Raw genomic sequence first — 23472 nt, 5'->3', positions numbered from 1 at the left:
CAGAAAGTATAGTGGCGCCCATGGGCTCGGCTCCCGCGATCGGACTGTGCGTCAAGTGCCTCCATCAGAGAGTCGTACGGAACACCCGCGGCTCCGTCTTCTCGCTCTGCAGACGCGCGAGAGACGATCCCGCCTACCCACGGTACCCGCGCCTGCCCGTGCTCGTGTGCGGCGGCTTCGAGGAGGGCGCGGAAGTGAGGGTGGACGAGCACGACGCAGAAGGCTAGGCCCTCAAGCGTGCTTGAAGTCAAGCGCTAGCGGCGCGCGGAGTACTTCACGACGCCGCTGTCGCAGCGGACGCCGCCGCGCTCGCGCCAGTTGACGCGAACCGTGCCGCTGAGGCGGCCCCTGCGGGTGAAGGCGCCGCGCACGCGGACCTGGCGGCCGTGGCCGTCGGCGCGCAGCGTCGTGAAGGCGCCGCCGCTGGAGCGCGTCGCGATCGGCAGGCGCGTGCCGGCCGCGGAGCGGAACGTGCCGGCGCGCCAGCTGCGGCCGCAGCGCGCGCGGTAGCCGAACTCGACCGCCGCGACCCTGCGTCCGCCGGCGGCGACGCGCAGCGCGATCGCGCGGTGCTGGCGCGTGCTGCCGCGGTAGCGGGCGGCGGCGATCGCGACGGACGATCCGCGCCCCCCGACCGCGCCGCCCCCGGCCACGACGGTGTCGCGTGCGGGCGTGGCCGCGCTGCTCACCGTCGGCGGGATCGCCGGCGCCGCCGCGACGCCCTCCGCGATCCAGCCGCCGACTGCGCTGACGCGCGTGAACGCCTGCGGCACGCGCGGGTCGCAGCCGAGGCTGCCCCAACTCGTGATGCCGGCCTGCACCCAGCTGCCGTCGGCGCGCCGCAGCAGCAGCGGGCCGCCGGAGTCGCCGTGGCAGGTGGAGCTGGCGAAGCTGCCCGCGTCGACCGCGCAGAGCGTCACCGCGGGGTCGAAGTCGTCGCCCAGCAGGCGCCCGCAGGCGGTGTCCTCCAGCAGCGTCGTCGTGGTGCTCAGCAGTTGCGGCGAGGGTTGGTCGGAGCTGCCGATCGTCGCCCCCCAACCGGCGAACGCGACGCGCGTGCCGGGGGCGGCGAGCGCGGCCTCGCCAGCGCTCAGCAGCGGCATCGGCGCGACGGCGGCCGGGGCGGTGAGGAAGATCAGCGCGGCGTCGTTGCGGATCGTGGCCGGGTCGAACAGCGGGTCGACGAGCACGCGCGTGGCGCCGAGATCCTGCCCGCTGCCCGCCTGCGCGGTCACGAGCCGCCCGCTCGTGACCGCGATCCCGCGCGCCGGGCGCGGGCTGCCGGTGCGGGCGTCGACGACGCAGTGCGCCGCGGTCAGCACGACGGTCGGGGCGATCACGGTGCCGCCGCAGGCCATCGCCGAGTCGGCGCTGGTCTGCGAGGTGACGAAGACGATCGAGGAGAGCACGCCCGGCTGAGCCTGCGTGCCGCCGACGACGCTGACGCCGGCCTTCGGACCATTCGATGCCAAGACCGGTGCGCTCGTGCCGACGACGAGGAGGAGAAGCGCGGTCGCGAGCGCGGCGGCGACGCGGTAGGCAGGGCTGCGAGGTCGGGTACCGGAGGCCGGCATGACCTGTTCAATCGGCAGCTGTGCGAAAAACCGCTAAATCTTCTGCACTCCTGTCACGTTCGAGCGGATCGGTCGGCCCACGTGCGCCGAGCGCGTCAGCGCCGCACGCTGTACCGGACCGCGCCGGTGTCGCAGCCCGCGCGGCGGGCGACGACGCGCAGCGTCCCGGCCACGCGTCTGGGGGCGGTGAGGCGGCCGCTCAGGCGCAGGCGGGCGGTGCCGCTCGTGCGTCTGGCCGAGAACGCGCCGCGGGCGTCCACGCGCGCCGCGAGGTTGGTGACGCGCAGGCGGGCGACGCGCGTGCTCTCGCTGCCGCAGCGCAGGCGGTAGCGCAGGTCGAGCGCGCCGATCGCGCTGCCGTCGCGGGCGACGCGCAGGACGATCGCGCGGTGCTGCGCGGTCGTGCCGTGCAGACGCGCGCCGGCCAGCGCGGCGAGCGGGGCGCGGGCGGTCGGCCTGCCGCGGTCGTCCGCCGCAGGCGCGTCGTCGTCGAGGACACCGTCGTCGATCGCGTCGTCGTCGGGCAGCCCGTCGTCGCCGTCAGCGTCGTCGGTGCCGAGATCGGCGTCGGGCCCGTCGGCCCCGTCAGGCGCGTCGGCGCCGTCATCGCCCGTGCTCGGATCCGGCACGACCGGATCGGGGACTGCCGGCGGGGGCGGCGTCAGCGACGGCAGCAGCCGCGCGACCCAGTCCGAGATCGCGCTGACGCGGGCGAACGCCTGCGGCTGACGCGGGCTGCAGGTGCTGCTGCCCCAGCTGGTGATCCCGGCCTGCACCCAGCTGCCGTCGGCCGACGCGACGACGAGCGGTCCGCCGCTGTCGCCGCGGCAGACGGAGCTGGTCGTGCGCGTGTCGGTCGCGCACAGCATCGTCGCCGCGTCGAAGCCGGTGAGGCGACGGCGGCAGGTCGTGTCGCTCTGCAGCGTCGTCGTCGCGGTCTGCAGCATGGACGGCGTCTGCGTGCCGCTGCCGGACGTCGTTCCCCAGCCGGCGAACGCGGCCGCGGTGCCGGCGCCGGTCAACGCGTCGTCGGCGGGCGCGACGAGCGCGATGGACGGGGCGGGGGAGGCGGTCGCGAGCGCCAGCAGCGCGGCGTCGTCGCGGCGGCTCTCCACGTCGTAGCCGGGATGGACGTGCACCGCGAGCACGTCGTGGATCGTCCCGCTGGAGGCGTCGCCGAGGTCGCGACGGCCGGTTACCGCCATCACGGCATCCGGCGCGACGACCGCGCCGCTGTCCTGGTCCACGACGCAGTGCGCGGCGGTCAGGATCGCGCCCGGCCCGACGACGGAGCCGGTGCAGGCGTGCGCGCCGTCGGAGAAGTCCGCGAGGACGTATGCGGCGAACGGCCAGCTGCCCGGGGCGGCGTCGGTGCCGCCGACGACGTTCGGGCTGGGCGTGGCCGCTCGCTCACCCGCCGCGCCCGCACTCGAGGAGAGGGTGAGTGCGAGCGCGACGAGCAGCGAGAGGAAGGCGGCGGGACGCATACAGCGGTATCGACCCGCTCGCCGGGTTTCGTAAGCGCGAACTTCGGCCGCTCGTCAGCCGCCGAAGACAGGAACCGGCGGAGATGACGAGCTCTGATCAGCCTTTAGAGGTTGATCGCGACGTACTTCGTGTCGAGGTACTCCTCGATCCCCTCGCGCCCGCCCTCGCGGCCGAAGCCCGAGTGCTTGACGCCGCCGAACGGCGCCGCGGCGTTGGAGACGATGCCCTGGTTGAGACCGACCATGCCGGTCTCCAGGCCCTCGACGACGCGCAGCGCGCGTCTCAGGTCCTTCGTGAAGACGTAGGCGACGAGGCCGTACTGCGTGTTGTTGGCGGCGGCGACGGCCGCCTCCTCCTCGTCGAACGAGATCACCGGCGCGACCGGGCCGAAGATCTCGTCTCTCAGCAGCTGCGCGTCGGCAGTCACGCCAGAGAGGACCGTCGGCTTGTAGAAGTAGCCGGCGCCGTCGACGTCGGTGCCGCCGACCACCGCGGTCGCGCCCTTGGAGATCGCGTCGTCGACGAGCCCGCGGACGGTGTCGCGCTGGCCGCCGTCGACGAGCGGGCCGACCTGGACGCCGTCGCCGGTGCCGCGGCCGATCTTCAGCGCGCCGATCCGCTCGGCGAGCTTGGTCGTGAACTCGTCGGAGACCTTCTCGCTGATGTGGAAGCGGTTGGCGGCCGTGCAGGCCTCGCCCATGTTGCGCATCTTGGCGAGCATCGCGCCCTCGACGGCCTCGTCCACGTCGGCGTCGTCGAAGACGAGGAACGGCGCGTTGCCGCCCAGCTCCATCGAGACGCGCAGCAACTGCTCGGAGGCCTGCTGCATCAGCTTCTGGCCGACCTCGGTCGAGCCGGTGAAGGAGAGCTTGCGGGAGCGCGGGTCGGAGATCAGCGGCGCCATCAGCGAGCCCGATCTCGACGAGGTGACGACGTTCAGCACGCCGGCCGGCAGCCCGGCCTCCTCGAGGATCTGCGCCAGCGCCAGCATCGACAGCGGCGTCTGCTGCGCGGGCTTGACGACCATCGTGCAGCCGGCGGCGATCGCGGGGCCGATCTTGCGCGTGCCCATCGCGAGCGGGAAGTTCCACGGCGTGATGAAGAGGCACGGGCCGACCGGCGACTTCATCGTCAGCATCCGGCCTCTGCCGGTCGGAGAGATGCCGTAGCGGCCGTCGATCCGCACGGCCTCCTCGGAGTACCAGCGGAAGAACTCGTTGGCGTAGCCGATCTCGGCCTTCGCCTCGACGATCGGCTTGCCCATCTCGAGCGTCATCAGGATCGCCAGCTCGTCGGTGCGCTGCTGGATCAGCTCGAAGGCGCGGCGCAGGATCTCGCCCCGCTCGCGCGGCGGGTGCGCGGCCCACGACGCCTGCGTGTCGTGCGCGGCGGTCAGCGCGGCGAGCGCGTCGTCCGGCGTGCCGTCGGCGATCTCGGTCAGCGTCGTTCTGTTCGACGGGTCCTCGACGCCGAGCGTCTTGCCGCCGGTGGCGTCGCGCCACTCGCCGCCGATGTAGAGGCCCTTGCGGACCTGATCGATGACGGCCTGCTCCTGCGAGGGGGTGATCGTGCTCACGGCTGCTCCAGCTGGTCGCGGTCTGCCTGTCAAGTGGGACTCGACGCTGGAAGCTATCGCGAGCGGCCCCGACGAAACGTCCAGGGTCCCCCGCCAGCGGTGCGCCAGGACGGCGAACGAGGGGCGCGGAACCGGAAGCTCCCCCCTTCCGCCGCGCGGCTGAGCGCGACGGAGGGGAGCTTCCAAGCCGAAGGCCGCTTACGCAGCCGCTCCGGCGCGGCTCGGCTCGAGCGCGACGGCGAGCACTTCGTCGACGGTCATCGCGAAGTGGAACGTCATCTGCTCGCGCACGTCCTCGGGCACGTCGTCGAGGTCGCCGCGGTTGCGCTCCGGAAGGATCACGTCGGTCAGGCCGGCCGCGTGGGCCGCGAGCACCTTCTGCTTGACGCCGCCGATCGGCAGCACCCGGCCCTGCAGCGTGACCTCGCCGGTCATCGCGACCGTGTGCTTCACCGGGCGGCCGGTCAGCAGCGAGGTGAACGCGGTCACCATCGTCACGCCGGCGCTCGGGCCGTCCTTCGGGATCGCGCCAGCGGGCACGTGCACGTGGAACTCGCCGTGCTCGTCGAACGTGTGCTCGTCGATCCCCAGCTCGCTCGTGTGGCCGCGCACGTAGGAGAGCGCGATTCGCGCCGACTCCTTCATCACGTCACCGAGCTGGCCGGTCAGCACGAGTCCGTTTCTGCCGGGCATCTTGACCGCCTCGACGAACAGCACGTCGCCGCCGGTGCCGGTCACGGCGAGGCCGGTCGCGACGCCGGGGACGGCGGTGCGGATCGCCGCCTCCTGGAAGAAGCGCTGGCGGCCGAGCGCGTCGCGCACGGTGTCCAGCTCGATCTTCACGGGCGCGGTCGCGGTGCCGGAGGCGATCCGCGTCGCGGTCTTGCGCAGGACCGTGCCGAGCGTGCGCTCGAGCTGGCGGACGCCGGCCTCACGCGTGTACTCGGTCGCGATCTGCTGCAGCAGCGCGTCGTCGATCTCGACCTCGTCGGGCCGCAGGCCATTGCGCTCGAGCTGTCGCTTCCACAGGTAGCCACGTGCGATCGCGGTCTTCTCCGCGGTTGTGTAGCCGTCGAAGCGGATCACCTCCATGCGGTCCAGCAGCGGGCCGGGGATCGTGTCCGCGACGTTCGCGGTCGCGAGGAACAGCACGCCGGAGAGGTCCAGCTCGAGGTCGAGGTAGTGGTCGCGGAACGAGTGGTTCTGCGCCGGGTCGAGGACCTCCAGCAGCGCTGCGCTGGGATCGCCGCGCCAGTCGGCGCCGACCTTGTCGACCTCGTCGAGCATGATCACCGGGTTCATCGTGCCGGCGTCGCGCAGGGCGCGCACGAGGCGGCCCGGGAGCGCGCCGACATACGTGCGGCGGTGACCGCGGATCTCGGCCTCGTCGCGCACGCCGCCGAGCGACATGCGCACGAACTCGCGGCCGGTCGCTCTCGCGATCGACTCGCCGATCGAGGTCTTGCCGGTGCCGGGGGGACCGATCAGCGTGAGGATCGCGCCCGCTGCGGCGACGTCGCGCGTAGGCCGGCGCTCGCCGACCGCGTCGCCGTCGGCGTCGGCGGTGTCGGAAGCGCGACGGCCGGAGCGCGAAACGTCCATCCCGCGCTCCTGCCGCAGCTTGCGCACGGCGAGGTACTCGGTGATCCGCTCCTTGACGTCGTCGAGGCCCTCGTGGTCGGCGTCGAGCACGGCGCGCGCGGCGACCGGATCGAGCTTCTCCTCGGATCTCTTGCTCCACGGGATCGCGACGAGCCAGTCGAGGTAGCTGCGGATCGTGCCGGCCTCACCGGACTGCTCGCCCATGCGCTCCAGGCGGCCCAGCTCCTTCTCGGCCTGCTCGCGCGCGTGGTCGGGCATGCCGGCCTCGGCGATCTTTCTGCGGTACTCGTCGACGACGTTGGCGTCGTCCTCGCCGAGCTCCTTGCGGATCGACTCCATCTGTCTGCGCAGGAAGTACTCGCGCTGCTGTCTCTCGGCGCCGTTCTGGACGTCGTCGCGGATGCGCGTGCGCACCTGCAGCTCGGCGAGGCGCTCCTTCTGCAGCGCGACGCCCAGCTCGAGCCGCTCGGTCACGTCGAGCGTTTCCAGCAGCCTGACCTTCTGCTCGAAGGAGATGTCGGGCGAGTAGCCGGAGGTGTCGGCGAGCGTGCCGGGGTCGGTGATCGCGCGCACGAAGGCCTGGATGCGGCCGTCGTCTCCGCGCAGCTCCAGCAGCTCCTCCACGACGGCGCGGTACTCGCGCTCGAGCGTGCGGGTGCGGCCGTCGACGGGCTCGGCGTCGGGGCGCTCTTCGACCTCGACGTAGAGCTTGCCGTCGGGGGCGGTCTGGGCGGCGCCGGCGACGCCGCGGTAGAGGCCGTTGAGGGTGACGGCGCGGGCGCCGCCGGGCAGTCGGACGTGCTCGACGACGTCGGCGACGGTGCCGACGCTCGCGAACTCGTTCTCGTGCTTGGGAACGAGCAGGACGCGCTCCTCGTCGCCGACGTCGACGGCGAGGGACAGCGTCATGTTGGGGAAGACGACGGCGTCTTCCAATGGGACGAGCAGAAGTCGGCTCATGTCGCTGCGTCACTTCCTGTCGAAGGACTTACCATGGGTAAGCGAGTATAGCCACACGTTGATGATGTGAGTCCCTGCCGCTCAAGTTTTGCACGAACGGCCGTGTAGGGGCGAATTTGCGAGAACCCATGGTTCCCGGGTCAGATATCTGGAAAGATTGGTCAGGATGAGCGACAGCGAGCCGAACAAGAGACCCGCGAAGCCGGCGAAGAGACCGGTCGAGCCGGCGACGCCCGCGAAGCCGGGCGCGCGTGAGGAGCCGCACGACGTGCTGGCGGCCGACGAGTTCCCCGGGCCCTCGCCCGAGGCCGCGATCCACGAGCAGGGCCCCGTCGAGCTGCCCGCCGACCCGCAGGGCGAGCAGCCGCACGACGTGCTCGCCGCGGAGGAGTTCGCGATGCCCGCGCCGCGCCATCACGCCGACACGAGCGTCGAGATCGCCGCGCCCGAGCCGTCGTCGAAGAAGACGCCTCTGCTGGTGGGATTGGCCGCGACCGCGCTCGGTGCCGTCGCGTTCGCGTTGAAGCGACGCTCCCGCAGGCGCAGCAAGGCCGCGCAGCTGCGCGACCGCCTGCCGCTGTGAGCGCGCAGGATGCGGACGGCGGCGCCGCGGCCGAGGCGCTCGCGGGCGGACCGGTCGCGTCCGATGGTGGCGTCGCTGCCGGCGCGCGGATGGCTGAGGTCGCTGCGACGTTCGGCCGCCCCGATCTCGACGTCGCCACCGGGGTGCTCGACTGGTACACCGCTGAGCGCGCGGCGCTCGGAGGCGGCGACCCGTCCTCGGTCGCGATCGTCGACGCGCACACGCACGTCGGCGAGCACGACCCGGACACGATGCGCTGCTCGCCCGACGAGCTGATCGCTCACCTCGTCCAGGCCGACGCGCACGGCGTCGTCTTCCCGCTCAGAGAGCCGGGCGGCTACCCGGGCCCCAACGACGCCGTGATCGCCGCCGCGGCCGCCTCCGGCGGACGGCTGACCGCGTTCGGCCGCGTCGATCCGGCGGTCGAGCCCGCGCACGAGGCGCGCCGCACGCTCGACGCCGGCGCGCGCGGCCTCAAGCTGCACCCGCGCGGCGAGGAGTTCCAGCTCGACGACGCGCGCCTGGAGGACACCTGGGCGCTCGCGCACGAGCGCCGCGTGCCCGTGCTCGTGCACGCCGGCCGCGGGATCCCGTCGCTCGGCGCGCACGCCGTCCAGGTCGCGACGCGCTACCCCGGCGTGCGGCTGATCCTCGCGCACGCGGGCATCAGCGACCTCGCCTGGATCGGCCGCCAGGCGCAGGAGCTGCCGAACCTCTACTTCGACACCTCGTGGTGGGCGCCGGCCGATCTGCTGACGCTGTTCGCGACGGTGCCCGCCGGCCAGATCCTGTTCGCCAGCGACGCGCCGTACGGCCGCACGCCGATAACGGCGCTGGAGATCATCCGGATCGCGCGCCAGTCGGGGATCGACGACGAGCGGATCAAGATGGTGCTCGGCGCGCAGATGCAGCGGCTGCTCGCGGGCGAGGAGCCGCTCGACGGCGGCCAGCCGTCGGGCGCGACGAAGGTCGACGTGGACGTGCTGCTGGATCGCGTCGCGACCTATCTGACGGCCGGCTTCGGCCAGCTCGTCGCAAGGATCCCGAGCACCGAGATGTTCGCGCTCGCACGGCTCTCCTGCGCCGTCCCCGCCGACTCCCCGCAGGCCGCCCACTGCCGCGTGATCGTCGACCTGCTCGACGCCTACGAGCGCTCGCTCGCGCTGGAGATGGCGAAGGAGGTCCCGGGCGTCCTGCCCGGCGCCGTCCACCTGCTGGCCCTCGCCCTCAACGTCGCCCGCACCCCGGACGTGCCGGTGCCGACGGAGCTCGAGTTGGAATAGGGCGGCCGCCTACTTGGGCGGCAGCAGCGTCAGCGCGGCGTGCACGGCTCTGTGCGCGCCGCGCGGGAGCAGTTGCGCGGTCCCACGCAGGGCGCGGCCGTTCGCGAGCTGTCTGCGCGCCGCGCGCGTGAGCCTGACCGTGATCGACTGCGTCCGCCCCGCCGGGATCGCGTAGCTCGCGCTGCCGAGCGCGGCGGAGTGTGCGCCGTGGGCGCTCGTGCGGCCGAGCAGGCTCAGTCTGCCACGGCAGGTCGTGGGGCTCGCCCGCGGGCAGCTCACTCTCACCCGGACGCTCGATCGCGCGCGGATGCGCAGCGATCTGATCGCGAAGACGGGGGAGAGCGCGTTTCTACCGGCGATCTCGCCTCTGGGTCTCGGCGCCGGCGCTGGTGGAATCGGGGTCGGTGGGACTGGCTCGGGCCCAGCCGGCGGACCGTTGGGAGGTGTCTGGCCGCCGCCTCCGCCTCCACCGTCATCCGGCGGCGTCGGCGTCACGCCTGTCCCGCTGATGCCGACCTCGCGCACCCCGCCACCGTCGTCGGTCGCGTTCAGCACCCACGTGTCGCTCAGCGCGCCGACCGCGGTCGGCGAGAAGCGGACGGAGACCGTGATCGAGCCGTCGCCGGGGATCACGGTGCCCTCGGGGATCGGGTTGCCGTCGGGGGCGCCCGGGGTTGCGGGGACGAAGCGGTCGAGCGTCGGCGGCTTGGACTTCGTCAGCGTCAGCGCCGCGCCGCCGCTGTTGTGCAGCACGAAGCTGCGCGTCTGCTGCGTGCCGACGGCGACCGCGCCGAAGTCGAGCGCCGGCGGCGTGATCTGCAGGTGTGCGGCCGTCACCGACGTGCCGGTCAGGCCGAGGACGAGGGGAGCCGCGGCCGCGCCCTGGTCGATCACCAGCTCCGTCTCGTAGGATCCCGTCGTCGTCGGCGCGAACGTGAACGTGATCGTCACCTTGCCGCCGTGGGGCAGCGACAGCGGCAGCGGCTCGTCGAGGCTGAACGGCGCCTGCGGCAGCGTCGTCGCTCTGAGCACGACCGGTGTCGCGCCGACGTTCGTGAGCGTCGCGGCGCTGGTCGATCTGCCGCCCGGCAGGACGCCGCCGAAGCGCACGACCGGCGTGCTGGCGACCAGCAGCCCTTCGGCCGCCTCGGCCGTGCCGGCGAGCCCGACGTCGACCGGGCCCTCGCTCGTCTCCAGCGACAGCGTCCCGCCGGTGGCGCCCCACGTCGTCGGTCTGAATCTGACCGGGATCGTGACCTGGTCGCCGACCGCGAGTCTCTGCGGGAAGCTGCCGAACGTCGCCGCGAACGGGCCGCCGACGGTCCCTCTAGTGATCGTCAGCGCTCTCGTCGCCGTCAGCGTCACGTTGATCGGCGCGCTGGTGGTGTCGACGATCGTCGTCGGGAAGGTCGCGCTGCTGCCGACCAGCGGCGCGTTCGCCGGCACGCCGTAGCCCTGCACGAAGCCGTCGCGGGTGCCGACGAAGACGCGCCCGTCGGCGATCCCCGGCGACGCGAACTTCGACGAGCGGCCGAGCGGGAAGCTGCGACGCAGCTGCAGGATGCCGCCGACGGGGATCGGGTCGTAGGCGCGCAGCTCGGCGCCGTAGCCCTCGCCGTTGGGGGCGTAGACGATCCACAGCAGCGCGCTGCCGGAGAGATCGTCGACCGATGTGACGACCGGCGCGCCGGAGCCGAAGCCGAACGGGTCATCCGATCTGCCCGAGAGGCTGAAGCGCGGGTTGCCGTCGGCGTCGGTGCCGAATTCGAGTGCCTGCAGCTTGCCCTCGCTGCCGCTCGCCGAGCTGCCGTTGGAGGCGGTCGGATAGTAGATCCAGCCGCCGTCGCCGGGCCAGACCGCGAAGCGCGACCACGTCCCGCCGAGCGAGCTGAGCTCCTGCAGCACGTCGTCGCCGCCGGCTTGCCCCTGCATCATGCCGCCGAGGCGATCGGCGTCGAAGAGGTAGAAGTTGCCCGCCTTGCCGCCGGCGACCGCGAGTCTTCTGTTGCCGAACCACGGCCGCGGCAGCACCGTCGGCGCGGTCGAGCCGAAGTCGGCGTCCCAGGTGTCGAGGTCCTCCGCGTCGTAGGGGGCGAAGAAGTCGACGGGTCTGAGACTGCCGTCGTCGCGCACGTCGAGCCGCACGATCGCCTCGCCGAGCCCGTCGGGCGGGGACGTGCCCGGCAGCGGTCTCGTCGGCGCCTGCCCGTTGCCGGTCGTGACCAGGATTCTGCCGGGTCCGTCTGAGACGAGCCCGCCGCCGGACTGCCAGATGCCGGCGCCGTCGACGCCGTTGGAGTTGGCGATCCAGCGGGCCGTGATCGCGCCGGTGTCGGCTCTGACGCCGAAGATCCAGCCCTTCCACGGGTTTCTGTCGCAGTGCCCGGCGAAGCCCGCGTAGACGACCCCGTCGAGCAGCAGCAGGCCGGGTCGTTGCAGCTGGTATCTCGCGTTGAACGGGATCTGGGTGTTGTTGTCGGCGTGGCCCGTCAGCGGCACCGGGAAGCCGGGCGCCTCGACGCCGGTCGCGACGTTGATCGCGTGCAGGTCGTAGCGCGGCGCGCCGGTGCCGCCGTCGTAGGACTTCGCGGTGAAGTACGCGCGGCCGGTGTCGGGGTCGATCGTCGGCGTGCCGGTGATCCCGACGTGCGGCGAGAGGTCCGCGCAGCCGACGTCGTCGGCGTTGAACGGCACGCCGTAGTTTCTCGGCGTCCAGCGCTGCGCGCCGGTGGCGGGATCGAGCCCGTAGACGTTGTTGTCCTCGGTCGCGATCAGCAGCGTGTTCTGGAAGACGAGCGGCTGGGCGTAGACCTGGCCGTCGACCGGGACCTTGAAGAGGCGGCCGAACTGCGAGCTGCTGACGGTCGCAGGGGCGAGACCGGGCTGGTTCGGATACCAGCCGGTGCGCAGCGCGTCGGCGGCGTTCGTCGGCAGCGGCGCGGGCGCGGTGAGCGCAGTCGCGGCGGACGCGGTGCAGAGCGCCAGCCCGAGGCACGCGATCCCTACCAAGAGCTGACGAAAGCTCACAAACTTGACGGTAGTGAGCCGACGGCGCGATCACAAGCGGCAACCGCTGTGACGTGCGGTCGTCGTCGGACCGCCGCACCGCGGGCGACGCGCGACGACCGGGGATGCAGAAGAGAAGCGTCCCCGGCGACCCCGCCGCTCCGACCGAGGGTGTGCGGAGCGGCGCGGACGCCGGGGAACGCGGTGTACCGCGGTGAGTCTGGGGCTACGCGGCGCGGGCAGCCTGCGGCTGCGGCTGCGGCGCTGTCACCGGCGCGGCCGGCGTCTCGCGCTGGGCGGAAGCGACACGCTCCATGCTCCAGCGGGAGGACGCCGTGCCGTGATCGCGATGACGAACGATCACGTAGCGGCGGATGGGTGAAGTGGTCTGCATGGAGAGCATGATGCGCTCACGGGGGCGAATTTCCGTGGGCCACGAGTCCAACGTTCTGTACAGGCTCTTTCGCCGTATGGAACAACAGTACGGCGGCCCCCGGCCGAGGCCGCCGCACCGATTCCTGGTAGCCGGCTTCTAGTATCCGGCTCTGAGGATCGCGGCGAGCACGACCGCGCCGGTGTTTCTCATCCCGTTCGCGTTCGGGTGCACGGGGGCGGCGGTGTTGACCGGTATCAGCCCCTCGACCCACTTGACGCTCGCGCTCTTGCAGACGTCATGGCCGACGCTGGAGGTCGCCGTGTCGACGAAGATCGCTCTCGCGGCGGCCGCCGCGGAGGCGAGCATCGCGTTCAGCTCGGCGGTCTTCGCGCGCAGGTAGGCGGTGTCGGTCGGGCCGATCGGGACGGTCGGCCAGCAGCCGGAGCCGGTCGCGGGCAGGATCGTCGGGTAGCCGACGACGAACACCTTCGCGCTCGGCCCGCGTCTGTGGATCTCGGCGATGACGGCCTCGACATCCGGCCGCGTCGCGGCGATTCTGTCGGAGATCTGGTCTCTGCCGCCGGAGACGTAGTCGTCGCGGCACGGGTCGAACGGGTTCAGCCGCGCGCAGTTCGTGACGATGTCGGTGAAGCCGATGTCGTTGCCGCCGATCCCGAGCGTGACGACGCGCGCGTCGCTGCCGACGCTGTCGAGCTGCGGCGGGTTCGGGCCGGGCGTGACGCCCTGCGTGTTGAACATGTCGTCGGTCGTCGCGCCCGAGCAGCTCGGGTCGGCGAAGGTGGCGACGTCGGTCAGACCGGGCCTGACGACGTGGGGATAGTTGCTGTCGGAGCGCAGGCAGCCGAGCGGCGACAGGCTCTGGTTCGGGATCAGCGGACCGGCGGTGTACGAGTCGCCGAGCGAGACGTATGCGCCCGAGGCGGCGAGTGACGGCGCGGCGGCGCAGGCGAGCGCGACGAGCAGCGTCGCGAACGCGGCGACGAGCGCGGACAGGCGTGACGGCATTGACTTCTCTCCCCTTGAACAGATGCGGTGAATCCGGCCCCGCATCCATCAGAACGGAAAGAGGTGCCGGTTGTCAACCGACAACCGGCTGGCTGGCCAGCCTGGCCGCCCTGGCTCAACCGGCGAGGCGGCCGAACTGCTCGGCCAGGACCTGCAGCTCCGCGGGGGAGAAGCGCTCGAGGAAGCGCCGGCGCACGCCCGCGAGGTGGGTCGCGGAGGCCGCGTGGACGAGCAGGCGCCCGGCGTCGGTGATGCGCGCCTCGGTGCCGCGCGCGTCGTCCTCGCAGGGGCGGCGCTCGATCAGCCCGATCCGTTCGAGCCGTTCGACGAGCCGCGTCAGCCCGCTGCGCGTCAGCCGCACGGGCTTGGCGAGGTCGTGCATCCGCAGTTGGCCGCCGGGCGCCTTCTCGAGCGCGAGCAGCGCGAAGTAGTCGCTGAAGGAGAGCTGGTGGGCGGTCTGCAGCTCGTGCTCGAGCTCGACCTGGATCTCCGCATGCGCCTGCAGGAAGCCGTGCCAGGCGTTGGTCTCATGCTCGGACAGGCGGGCCCAGTCGTCCGCGCCGCAGGTCGATCCGCCGTGCTCGTCCAGCCCGACGTCCGCCGGGGCGGGGAGAGGGGAGATGGGTGAGAGGTGGATTGCCATGTGAAAGAGGATAACAGTTGCGTGCGCAATCACTTGGTGCTACCTTGTTGCTCACGCAATCAGTTCACCCGTCCTTGGAAGGAAAGCATCAATGTCCGCCACTGTCACCTCCGTCCCCACCGGTACCTGGAACGTCGATCCTGCGCACTCGGAAGTCGGCTTCCAGGTCAAGCACATGGGCATCGCCACGGTGAAGGGGAAGTTCAAGGAATTCGCCGGCAGCCTCACGATCGCCGAGGACGGCACGGCGACCGCCAGCGGCACCGTCCAGGTCGCCTCGGTCGACACCAACGAGGCGCAGCGCGACGAGCACCTGCGCTCGCCCGACTTCTTCGACGCCGCCACGCACGAGCAGATCACGTTCACCTCGACCGCGATAACGCCCGTCGACGACGAGACGTTCAAGATCACCGGGGACATCACGATCCACGGCATCACGAAGTCGATCACGCTCGAGGCCGTCTTCGAGGGCTCCGACACCGATCCGTGGGGCAACGACCGCGTCGGCCTCTCGGTCACCGGTCAGATCAACCGCAGCGACTTCGAGATGAAGTTCAACCAGGCGCTCGGCTCCGGCAACATGCTGGTCAGCGACAAGGTCAAGCTCACGCTCGACATCTCCGCCGTCAAGGCGTAGCGCCCGCCTGGATCAGGAACTGCTGACGCCGTCGGCGGCCTGCTCGGCCGCCGACGGCGTTTGTGCGTCCGGGGCCCGCTCCGCCTCCGCCGCGACCGCGCAGAACGCCTCGACGACGACCGGGTCGAACTGCGAGCCGGCACAGCGGCGCAGCTCCGCGAGCGCGTCGGCGCGCAGCACTCTGCCCTTGTAGGGACGCTCGCTCGTCATCGCGTCGAACGCGTCGCAGACCGCGACGATCCGCGCGCCGAGCGGAATCCGCTCGCCGACCAGCCCGTCCGGGTAGCCGCCGCCGTCGTAGCGCTCGTGGCTGGAGCGGACGATCGCCGCGACCGGCCGCATCGCCGGCGCCGCGCCGAGGATCCGGTCGCCGACGACGGTGTGCTCGCGCATCAGCCGCCACTCGTCGGCGTCGAGCGGGCCCGGCTTGTGCAGGATCGCGTCGGGGATCGCGATCTTGCCGATGTCGTGCAGCTCGGCCGCGCGCGCGACCTCGTCGACCTGCTCGGCGCTGAGGCCCATCCGTCGCGCGACGCCGACGACGAGCGCCGCGACGCCCTCGAGGTGGTCGCGCAGCTCCGGCTCGCGCTCGCGCAGCACCTGCAGCAGCACGTCGCTGGTCTGGCGCCGGCTCGACTGGCGCGAGTCGTCCTTGGCCGCGTACATGCGCTGGTCGGCGAGCTGCAGCGCGTGCGTGGCCGACTCGGCCTCGGCCGGTATCTCGACGAGCCCGTAGGAGGCGCCGACGCGGAAGCCCTCGCCCTGCTCGCGCAGTGCGTCGACGGCCGCCTGCACGATCGCGTCGTCGGGTCTGGCGGCCTCGTCGAGCAGGATGCAGAACTCGTCGCCGCCGAGCCGGTAGGCGCGGCCGTGGCCGACGACGACCTCGGCGAGGCGGCCCGCGAGGCGGTCCAGCAGCATGTCGCCGGCGGCGTGGCCGAAGCCGTCGTTGTAGCCCTTGAAGCCGTCGAGGTCGAAGAACGCGAGCGTCTGGCGGTGGCGCCCGCGCGCGTCGGCGAGGCACAGCGCGACGGCACGCTCGAGGTCGTGCATCAGGCGGCGGCGGTTGGGCAGGCCGGTGAGCCCGTCGGTCATCGCCTCCGCGCGCGTCGTGCGCAGCAGCCGCGTGTACTCCATGAAGGTCCAGCCGGCGCGCAGCGTCGCGACGACGAGCGCGCCGGTCGCCAGCAGCACCGCGGCGGTCGCGACGTCGGCGAACTGGCCGTAGCAGAGCAGCGCGACCGCAAAGCCGGCGAAGACCGACGGCATCACGAACGCCTGGAAGCCGAAGCTGCTGTCGGCGCGGCGCGGGCGCCACGGCTGCCACGCCGCCCAGCCCCACAGCACCAGCGCGGTCGGCCACAGCGCCGAGACGATCGAGTCGTCGTCGAAGATGCCGGCGGAGGTCTGGTAGGCGAACAGCGTGTCGGCGACGGTGAAGATCGTCATCCCGAGCCCGAGCAGCACCCACACGCCGCCGGGCCGCCACGCCTGCGACGCGAACGCGGTCAGCACGATTCCGACCAGCACGAGGTCCGCAAGCGGGTAGGCGAGGTGCAGCGCCGTCTGCGTCGAGCTCGTCGTGCTGGCGGTGACGATCGGCTCGTAGGCGAACGCGACCGCGTAGGCGCCGACCACCAGGCCGCCGATCAGGCCGTCGATCCAGAGGCGCGTGGCGACGCGGTCGCGTCCGTCGGCCAGCAGCAGCGCCAGTCCAGCGAGGCAGAGCGGGTAGAAGAGCAGGTAGGCCGCGTCCGCTCCCCACGGCGTCGCGCCGCGGCCGGTCGCGATCCCCCAGACGGCGTCGCCGAGCGCGTAGACGAGGATCGCGAGGCCGATGCAGATCCACGCGGGACGGCGGTCGCGCACGAGCACGGCGCGCACCAGGCAGGCGATCGCGCCTCCGAGCTCCAGCGCGAGGTAGATCCCGTCGTCGATCAACGCGTCGGAGACGCGCCCGCCGACGTCGATCAGCGCGTACGCGAGCAGAAGCCCTATGCCGATCGTCGTCAGCGCCGCCAACATCCGCCGCAGCGGCGCCCCCGAGATGATTTGCTGCAAATCAGTCCTTCCTCGATGGTCGCTGAGCGGGTCATCGGCCAAAGCGGGCTGGTGCTTGAGTTTGGCCGTCCGTCTGTGCGGGGTAGCTGAATGGTCAAGGAGGAGGAGGGGGTGTTGCTGGCGCGAGCCGCCCGTCTCGAGCGTTTCCCTGTGCGAGCGGAAAGGGACGGTTCACCGTGGCCGAGGTGCGGTTCGATCGCGTCAGCAAGATCTATCCCGACGGGACCCGCGCGGTCTCCTCGGTCGAGCTGGAGATCGGCGACCAGGAGTTCATGGTGCTGGTCGGGCCGTCGGGCTGCGGCAAGACGACGGCGCTGCGGATGGTCGCGGGGCTGGAGGAGATCAGCGAGGGCGAGCTGCTGATCGGCGACCGCGTCGTCAACGACGTGCCCTCGCGCGATCGCGACATCGCGATGGTGTTCCAGAGCTACGCGCTCTACCCGCACCTGTCGGTCTACGAGAACATCGCGTTCGGGCTGCGCCTGAAGAAGGTCCCCAAGGACGAGATCGACCGGCGTGTGAGAGAGGCCGCTCACGTGCTCGACCTGACCGAGTGGCTCAAGCGCAAGCCGCGCAACCTCTCCGGCGGCCAGCGCCAGCGCGTCGCGATGGGCCGCGCGATCGTGCGCGAGCCGCAGGCGTTCCTGATGGACGAGCCGCTGTCCAACCTCGACGCGAAGCTGCGCGTGCAGATGCGCGCGGAGATCGCGCGGCTGCAGGACTCGCTCGGCGTCACGACGATCTACGTCACGCACGACCAGGTCGAGGCGATGACGATGGGCGACCGCGTCGCGGTGATGCGGCGCGGCGAGCTGCAGCAGGTCGCCACGCCGCAGGAGCTGTACGACCACCCGGTCAACGTCTTCGTCGGCGGCTTCATCGGGTCGCCCGCGATGAACCTGGTCGAGGCGCGGCTGGAGCGCGACGACGGCGGTGACGATGGCGATGGCGCGCGGACGCGCGCGGGCGGCAGCGAATACGTCGTCCAACTCGGCGAGCAGCGGCTGACGCTGCCCGAGGAGCTGGTCGCGGCGCGGCCGGCGCTGGCGCAGTGGGTCGGGCGCCAGCTGGTGCTCGGGATCCGGCCCGAGGCGCTGGAGGACGCGAGCGTCGGCGGCGACGCGCCGGCCGAGCGCCGGCTGCGCGCGCAGGTCACGCTGCGCGAGGCGCTCGGCTCCGAGGTCGACGTCCACGCCACGATCGCGGCACGCGCCGCACAGACCGACGAGGTGCGCGAGCTGGCCGAGGACAAGGGCCTCGAATCGCTCGACGCCAGAGCGGACCAGGCGACGGTCGTCGGTCGCCTCTCACCGAAGTCGCGCGTCGCCGAGGGCGACGCGGTCGAGCTGGCCGTCGACACGAGCGGCCTGCACTTCTTCGATCCCGACACCGGGCTCGGCATCTACGACGCCGTGCCCCAGACGGAAGGAGCGATCACCTCATGACACGGCACCGCATCGCGACGGCGGCAGCGCTGCTCGCGCTCGCGCCCGTACTGCTCGCGGCAGGCTGCGGCAGCGACGACGACAGCGGCAGCACCAGCGGCTCCAGCACGTCCGGCGGCGGCGCCACGACGACCGCCGCCGACGTCAGAGGGTCGGTCTCCGTGATCGGCATCTGGACCGGCGACGAGCAGAGATCGTTCCAGGCCGTCATCGACAAGTTCAACGAGCAGTATCCGGACGTCACCGTCAGATACACCTCCGCGGGTGACAACCTGCCGACGGTCGTCGGCACCGCGGTGCAGGGCGGCAACCCGCCGGACATCGCGACGATCGCCCAGCCCGGCCTGATCAGAGAGTTCCAGAGACAGGGCGCGCTGAGACCGATCGACTACGCGAAGGACACCGTCAGCGCCAATTATGCGCCGGACTTCGTCAAGCTCGGCACGATCGGCGGGAGACTGTTCAGCTTCGTCTACAAGGGCGCCAACAAGTCGACCGTCTGGTACAACGTCGCAGCGGCCAGAAACGCAGGTGTGACGGACCCGGCGACGTGGGACGACTTCCTCGCGAACGCGAGAACGTACAGAGCCTCCGGCGTGCCGGCCTACTCGATCGGCGGGGCCGACGGCTGGACCCTCACCGACCTGTTCGAGAACATCTACCTGCGCGAGGCCGGTCCCGACAAGTACGACCAGCTGAGCGAGCACAGAATCCCCTGGACCGACCCGTCGGTCAGATCCGCGCTGAGAACGATGGCGCAGGTGCTGGGCGACAGATCGAACATCGTCGGCGGCACGCAGGGCGCGCTGCAGACGGAGTTCCCGGCCTCGGTCGAGAACGTCTTCCAGGATCCGCCCAGAGGCGCCCAGGTCATAGAGGGCGACTTCGTCCCCGGCGTCGTCGCGGAGTCGACGAGATTGAGAGCGGAGAGCGGCTACAACGTCTATCCGTTCCCGAACATCGGCGACAGCGAGGACGCGGTCGTCGGCGGCGGCGACTCGATCGCGACCTTCCGCGACACGCCGGCGGTGAGAGCGTTCGTCGAGTTCCTCGCCTCGCCCGACGGCGCCAGCACGTGGGCCGAGCGCGGCGGCTTCTCCTCGCCGAACAGAAGCGTCGGCGAGGACGTCTACCCGGACGAGATCACGAAGACGGTCGCGACCGCGATCGCCAACGCGAGAACGTTCCGCTTCGACATGTCCGACCTCGCGCCGGCCGCGTTCGGTGGCACGCCGGGCCAGGGCGAGTGGAAGATCCTGCAGGACTTCCTCGCGAACCCCAGCGACATAGACGGCACCGCGCAGGCGCTGGAGACGTCGGCGGCGAGAGCGTTCAGAGCGGGCTGAGGCGTGGGCGCGTCGGCGACAGTCGGGGGAAGAGGGGCGGGCCGCGCGGCGGGCGGCGCCCCCGGCGGGCGGCGCGGCGGCGGCGGGCGCGGGCGTGCGGCGCTCGTGCCGCTGCTGTTCCTCGCGCCGGCGCTGATCTTCCTCGTCGTCTGGATCGTCTATCCGACGATCTGGACCATCGTGCGCAGCTTCTTCGACCGCGACGGCGGCAACTTCGTCGCGTTCGACAACTACAAGGACATCTTCACGACCGACACGCTCCAGACGGCGATCAAGAACAACGTCATCTGGGTCGCCGTCGTGCCGGCGCTGGTGACCGCGATCGGGCTCGTCTTCGCCGTCCTGACCGAGCGGATCCGCTGGTCGACCGGTTTCAAGACCGCCGTCTTCATGCCGATGGCGATCTCGCTCTTCGCGGCCGGCGTGATCTGGCACATCATGGACCAGAAGGACCCGTCGCAGGGCACGATAAACGCGGCGCTGAAGGTCGTCCACGACACGTTCGGAGAGAGCGGGGTGCTGACGACGGGGCAGGGCTCGTCGCCGACGATCGCGGGCTCTCCGGCGACCGGGTTCGTGCTGAGAGCACCGGTGAGAGCGGGCGACACCGCGGTGCTCGGGCTGACCGCGATCCCGCCGGCCGACATGCCGGCCGGCGCCAGACAGGCGGTCGCGCCGAGAGCGGCCGACGGTGAGATCACCGGCACCGTCTGGCGCGACTTCAAGCCCGGCGGCGGCAGAGCGGGCGTCGTCGAGCCCGGCGAGCTGGGGCTCCCCGGCGCGACGGTCGAGCTGCGTGACTCCAGCGGCGGCGTCGTGCAGACCGCGACGAGCGCCGACGACGGTGCGTTCGTCTTCAGAGACGTCGGTGCGGGTGCGACCTACAGAGTCGCGGTCGGCTCGCAGACGTTCGCGGCGCCGTTTCAGGGCGTCTCGTGGCTGGGGCCGAAGCTGATCACGCCCGCGGTGATGATCGCCTACATCTGGGTCTGGGCGGGCTTCGCGATGGTGATCATCGCCGCCGGCCTGGCTTCGATCTCGCGCGAGGTGCTGGAGGCCGCGCGGACCGACGGCGCGACCGAGTGGCAGGTCTTCCGGCGCGTCACCGTGCCGATGCTGGCGCCGGTCCTGTCGGTCGTCTTCATCACGATGATCATCAACGTCCTGAAGGTCTTCGACATCATCCTGTCAGTCGCGCCGCAGTCCTCGCAGGACGACGCGAACGTGATCGCGCTGGCGATGTGGCGCACCTCGTTCGGCGGCGTCAACGACTTCGGGCTCGGCTCGGCGATCGCCGTCTTCCTCTTCATCCTGGTGATCCCCGTGCTGGCGCTCAACATCCGGCGCTTCAAGCGAGAGGAGGCGTAGATGGCTGCGCGAATCGGGCGCGCCGTCGCGCGCGGACCGCTGAACCTGCTGCTGATCGTCGTCGCGGCGATGTGGCTGGTGCCGACGTTCGGGCTGTTCCTGACCTCGCTGCTGCCGGCGAGCGAGATCAGCGCGACGGGCTGGTGGAAGGTCGTCGCGCAGCCGAGCATCGCGACGTTCGACAACTACAGCGCGCTGTTCGACAACAGAGACATCATGAGCGCGCTGTGGGTGACGGTGCAGATCGCCGTCGGCAACACGATCCTGCTCGTGATCGTCGCCTCGCTGGCCGGCTACGCGTTCGCGTGGCTGAGATTCCCCGCCCGCGACTGGCTGTTCGTCGTCGTGATCGGGCTGCTGGTGGTGCCGCTGCAGGTCGCGCTGATCCCGATCTTCTCGCTCTACAACGACACCGGCCTGTTCGACACCGTGCTCGGCCTCGTGCTGTTCCACGTCGCGTTCGGCCTGCCGTTCGGGATCTTCCTGATGCGCAACTTCTTCGCCGGGATCCCGAGAGACATCCTCGAGTCGGCGCGGATCGACGGTGCGTCGGAGCTGAAGATCTTCGTGCGCCTGATCCTCCCGCTGGGTCTGCCGGCGATCGCATCGCTTGCGATCTTCCAGTTCCTGTGGACCTGGAACGACCTGATCGTCGCGCTGACGTTCGGCCGCGACACCCAGCCGCTGACGGTCGCGATCTTCTCCCAGACGCGCCAGTTCGGCTCCAACATCGACCTGATCGCCCCGGCCTCGTTCCTCTCCCTGGCGATCCCGCTGTGCGTCTTCCTCGCGTTCCAGCGCTACTTCGTGCAGGGGATGCTGGCGGGGTCTGTGAAGTAGGCGGGCGGTGCATGACGCCGGGTGGGCGGGCCGGCGCCGGGCGGGTGTGCCAGGCTGAGTGCGATGGCCCTCCAGCGCCCCCGCTTTGCGACGGCGGCGATGTTCTTCGTCAGCGGCGCCGCGATCGGCACGTGGGCGGCGAACGTGCCGTTCGTGCGCGACCGGCTCGACATCTCGACGACGACGATCGGCCTCTGCCTGCTCGCGATGGCGGCGGGATCTGTGCTGGCGATGCCGCTCACGGGTCGCGAGCTGCAGCGGCGCCCGAGCGCTCAGCTGACGCGCCTGGGCGCGCTGATCGTGCCGCTCGGGGGGGTGCTGCCGCTGCTGGCGCCGTCGGTCGCGACGCTCGCGCTGGCGTTGTTCGCGCTGGGCATCGTGATCGGCGTGCTCGACGTCTCGATGAACGCCCACGGCGTCGCGGTCGAAAGGGCCTCCTCGCGCCCGGTCATGTCGTCGCTGCATGCGGGCTGGAGCCTCGGAGGCCTGGCCGGCGCCGGCGGCGTCGCGCTCGGCCACGCTGTGGGAGCGGATCCGCGTGCGGCGGCAGCCGTCGCGATGGCGTTGATGCTGGTTCTCGGACTCGTGGCCGGGCCGCACCTGGGGGATGTGTCGGCGGACAGGCATGGGGTGGAGGAGGACGACGACGGGCACGAGCGTGCGGCCGATGCGGACCAGCGCCGTGGCCGTGGGGTGGGCGCAGGCGAGCGGCGCGGCGCGCGGTTCGTGCGTCCCTCGCGCACCGCGACGCTGATCGGCGCGCTCGTGTTCGCGCTGTTCATGGCCGAGGGGGCGATGACCGACTGGTCGGCGCTCTACCTCGACCGTGACCTCGCGACGGGCGCGTCGCTGGCGGCGATCGGCTACGGCGTCTTCTCGGGCGGGATGGCGCTGGGGCGGATCTTCGGCGACCGGCTCAACCGCATCCTCGGCGCCGAGCGGCTGCTGCGCGGCGGCGCGCTGCTGGCGGCCGCGGCGGCGCTGGCGATGGTGATCGTCGGCGAGCCGCTCGTCGCGATCCCGTGCCTGCTGCTGTTCGGCCTCGGCGTCGCCAACGGCGTCCCGCTGCTGTTCAGCGCCGCCGGCCGCGTGCGCGACATGGCGCCCGGCCCCGCGATCGCCGCGGTCTCGACGATGGGCTACTTCGGCCTGCTGGCCGGCCCGCCGCTGCTCGGCTTCGTCGCCGACGCCACCTCACTCGCCCTCGCCCTGGCGATCACGGCGCTGCTGACCGCAACGGTCGCGGCCTTCGCGCGGCGGGCGGAGAGCTAGGCGCGAAGGGCCACCGGGGCTGGTGGCCTGGTGGCGCTTGCTCAGGCGGCCTGCGGGTGGTCGGCGAGCTGCTTGCGGAGGATCAGGTCGCCGATGATCGAGCCGGGAGGGCCGGTCGTTATCAGCGTGATGGCCGGGAACCACCAGCCCCAGCGGCCGTCGACGGCACCCTTGGCGGTGAGGCCGAGGAGGGCGAGGAAGCCGATGCCGTGGATCGGGCCGATGATGCTGACGAGCGAGTCGTTGCGGTCCACGACCGCGACGTACATCAGGACGATGAAGAGCACGAGATCGACGATGCCGATCGCGAGCACGATGTTCAGCAGCCTTCTCGTGGTGGCGAGGTCCGGCGCTGCGGCGGTGGCGGAAGGGGAGGCAGGAGGCAT

19 protein-coding genes are annotated in these 23472 nt (G+C 71.7%); 9 read left to right on the top strand and 10 right to left on the bottom strand.

The features are described from left to right. The first annotated feature begins 20 nt into the window (after nt 1-20). The gene (locus tag Q7L65_RS10850) at nt 21-227 is read left to right on the top strand and encodes a hypothetical protein (RefSeq protein WP_304721087.1); all 207 of its coding nucleotides are present in this window, start codon (nt 21-23) and stop codon (nt 225-227) included. A gap of 27 nt (nt 228-254) precedes the next feature. On the opposite strand, the gene Q7L65_RS10845 is transcribed toward Q7L65_RS10850, so the two are convergent. The 4 genes from Q7L65_RS10845 to lon form a co-directional block, all read right to left on the bottom strand. Further along, nucleotides 255-1472 (bottom strand): trypsin-like serine protease, encoded by a 1218-nt coding sequence (locus Q7L65_RS10845; protein ID WP_304721085.1) that lies wholly within the window; start codon nt 1470-1472, stop codon nt 255-257. Between the two features lie 197 nt (nt 1473-1669). Beyond that, on the bottom strand, nt 1670-3061 hold the full coding sequence (locus Q7L65_RS10840; protein WP_304721082.1) for a trypsin-like serine protease: 1392 nt from the start codon (nt 3059-3061) through the stop codon (nt 1670-1672). Between the two features lie 104 nt (nt 3062-3165). After that, nucleotides 3166-4638 (bottom strand): NAD-dependent succinate-semialdehyde dehydrogenase, encoded by a 1473-nt coding sequence (locus Q7L65_RS10835; protein ID WP_304721081.1) that lies wholly within the window; start codon nt 4636-4638, stop codon nt 3166-3168. A 198-nt stretch (nt 4639-4836) separates the two neighbouring features. Continuing rightward, on the bottom strand, nt 4837-7200 hold the full coding sequence (lon, locus tag Q7L65_RS10830) for an endopeptidase La (RefSeq protein WP_304721079.1): 2364 nt from the start codon (nt 7198-7200) through the stop codon (nt 4837-4839). Between the two features lie 166 nt (nt 7201-7366). On the opposite strand from lon, the gene Q7L65_RS10825 reads away from it, so the two are divergent. Further along, on the top strand, nt 7367-7783 hold the full coding sequence (locus tag Q7L65_RS10825) for a hypothetical protein (protein WP_304721077.1): 417 nt from the start codon (nt 7367-7369) through the stop codon (nt 7781-7783). After that, entirely contained in the window at nt 7780-9066 is a 1287-nt protein-coding gene (locus Q7L65_RS10820; RefSeq protein ID WP_304721076.1) for an amidohydrolase family protein, read from the top strand. Before Q7L65_RS10825 ends, Q7L65_RS10820 begins: the two co-directional genes overlap by 4 nt. 9 nt (nt 9067-9075) lie before the next feature. On the opposite strand, the gene Q7L65_RS10815 is transcribed toward Q7L65_RS10820, so the two are convergent. From Q7L65_RS10815 to Q7L65_RS10800, 4 genes are all read right to left on the bottom strand, one after another. Continuing rightward, the gene (locus Q7L65_RS10815; protein ID WP_304721074.1) at nt 9076-12093 is read right to left on the bottom strand and encodes a choice-of-anchor D domain-containing protein; all 3018 of its coding nucleotides are present in this window, start codon (nt 12091-12093) and stop codon (nt 9076-9078) included. 205 nt (nt 12094-12298) lie between these two features. Further along, entirely contained in the window at nt 12299-12475 is a 177-nt protein-coding gene (locus tag Q7L65_RS10810; protein WP_304721072.1) for a hypothetical protein, read from the bottom strand. Nucleotides 12476-12604: 129 nt separating this feature from the next. Then, complete coding sequence (locus Q7L65_RS10805) at nt 12605-13474, bottom strand: SGNH/GDSL hydrolase family protein (protein WP_304721071.1); 870 nt, start codon at nt 13472-13474, stop codon at nt 12605-12607. A 115-nt stretch (nt 13475-13589) separates the two neighbouring features. After that, complete coding sequence (locus Q7L65_RS10800) at nt 13590-14117, bottom strand: MarR family winged helix-turn-helix transcriptional regulator (RefSeq protein WP_304721069.1); 528 nt, start codon at nt 14115-14117, stop codon at nt 13590-13592. Nucleotides 14118-14208: 91 nt separating this feature from the next. Between Q7L65_RS10800 and Q7L65_RS10795 the strand changes: the two genes are divergently transcribed. Further along, on the top strand, nt 14209-14754 hold the full coding sequence (locus tag Q7L65_RS10795; protein ID WP_304721068.1) for a YceI family protein: 546 nt from the start codon (nt 14209-14211) through the stop codon (nt 14752-14754). Nucleotides 14755-14766: 12 nt separating this feature from the next. Here Q7L65_RS10795 and Q7L65_RS10790 read toward each other — a convergent pair whose 3' ends face one another. Continuing rightward, nucleotides 14767-16815 carry an HD domain-containing phosphohydrolase gene (locus Q7L65_RS10790; RefSeq protein WP_304721066.1) on the bottom strand — a complete coding sequence of 683 codons (2049 nt, stop codon included), beginning with the start codon at nt 16813-16815 and terminating at the stop codon, nt 14767-14769. Nucleotides 16816-16991: 176 nt separating this feature from the next. Between Q7L65_RS10790 and Q7L65_RS10785 the strand changes: the two genes are divergently transcribed. From Q7L65_RS10785 to Q7L65_RS10765, 5 genes are all read left to right on the top strand, one after another. Further along, entirely contained in the window at nt 16992-18260 is a 1269-nt protein-coding gene (locus Q7L65_RS10785; RefSeq protein ID WP_304721064.1) for an ABC transporter ATP-binding protein, read from the top strand. Further along, entirely contained in the window at nt 18257-19606 is a 1350-nt protein-coding gene (locus Q7L65_RS10780; protein ID WP_304721062.1) for an ABC transporter substrate-binding protein, read from the top strand. Before Q7L65_RS10785 ends, Q7L65_RS10780 begins: the two co-directional genes overlap by 4 nt. A gap of 3 nt (nt 19607-19609) precedes the next feature. Beyond that, entirely contained in the window at nt 19610-20974 is a 1365-nt protein-coding gene (locus tag Q7L65_RS10775; protein ID WP_304721061.1) for an ABC transporter permease subunit, read from the top strand. Beyond that, nucleotides 20975-21814 carry a carbohydrate ABC transporter permease gene (locus tag Q7L65_RS10770; RefSeq protein ID WP_304721060.1) on the top strand — a complete coding sequence of 280 codons (840 nt, stop codon included), beginning with the start codon at nt 20975-20977 and terminating at the stop codon, nt 21812-21814. A gap of 63 nt (nt 21815-21877) precedes the next feature. Then, nucleotides 21878-23086, top strand: coding sequence for an MFS transporter (locus tag Q7L65_RS10765; RefSeq protein ID WP_304721058.1), 1209 nt, complete (start codon nt 21878-21880; stop codon nt 23084-23086). A gap of 41 nt (nt 23087-23127) precedes the next feature. Here the strand turns inward: Q7L65_RS10765 and Q7L65_RS10760 are convergent, their stop codons facing one another. Beyond that, entirely contained in the window at nt 23128-23472 is a 345-nt protein-coding gene (locus Q7L65_RS10760; protein WP_304721056.1) for a DUF3817 domain-containing protein, read from the bottom strand.

The sequence above is a fragment of the Conexibacter sp. CPCC 206217 genome, from assembly GCF_030646165.1.
GTDB lineage: Bacteria > Actinomycetota > Thermoleophilia > Solirubrobacterales > Solirubrobacteraceae > Conexibacter.
The sequence above is the reverse complement of the archived record's forward strand: the minus strand, read 5'-3'. Positions and strand labels throughout refer to the sequence as shown.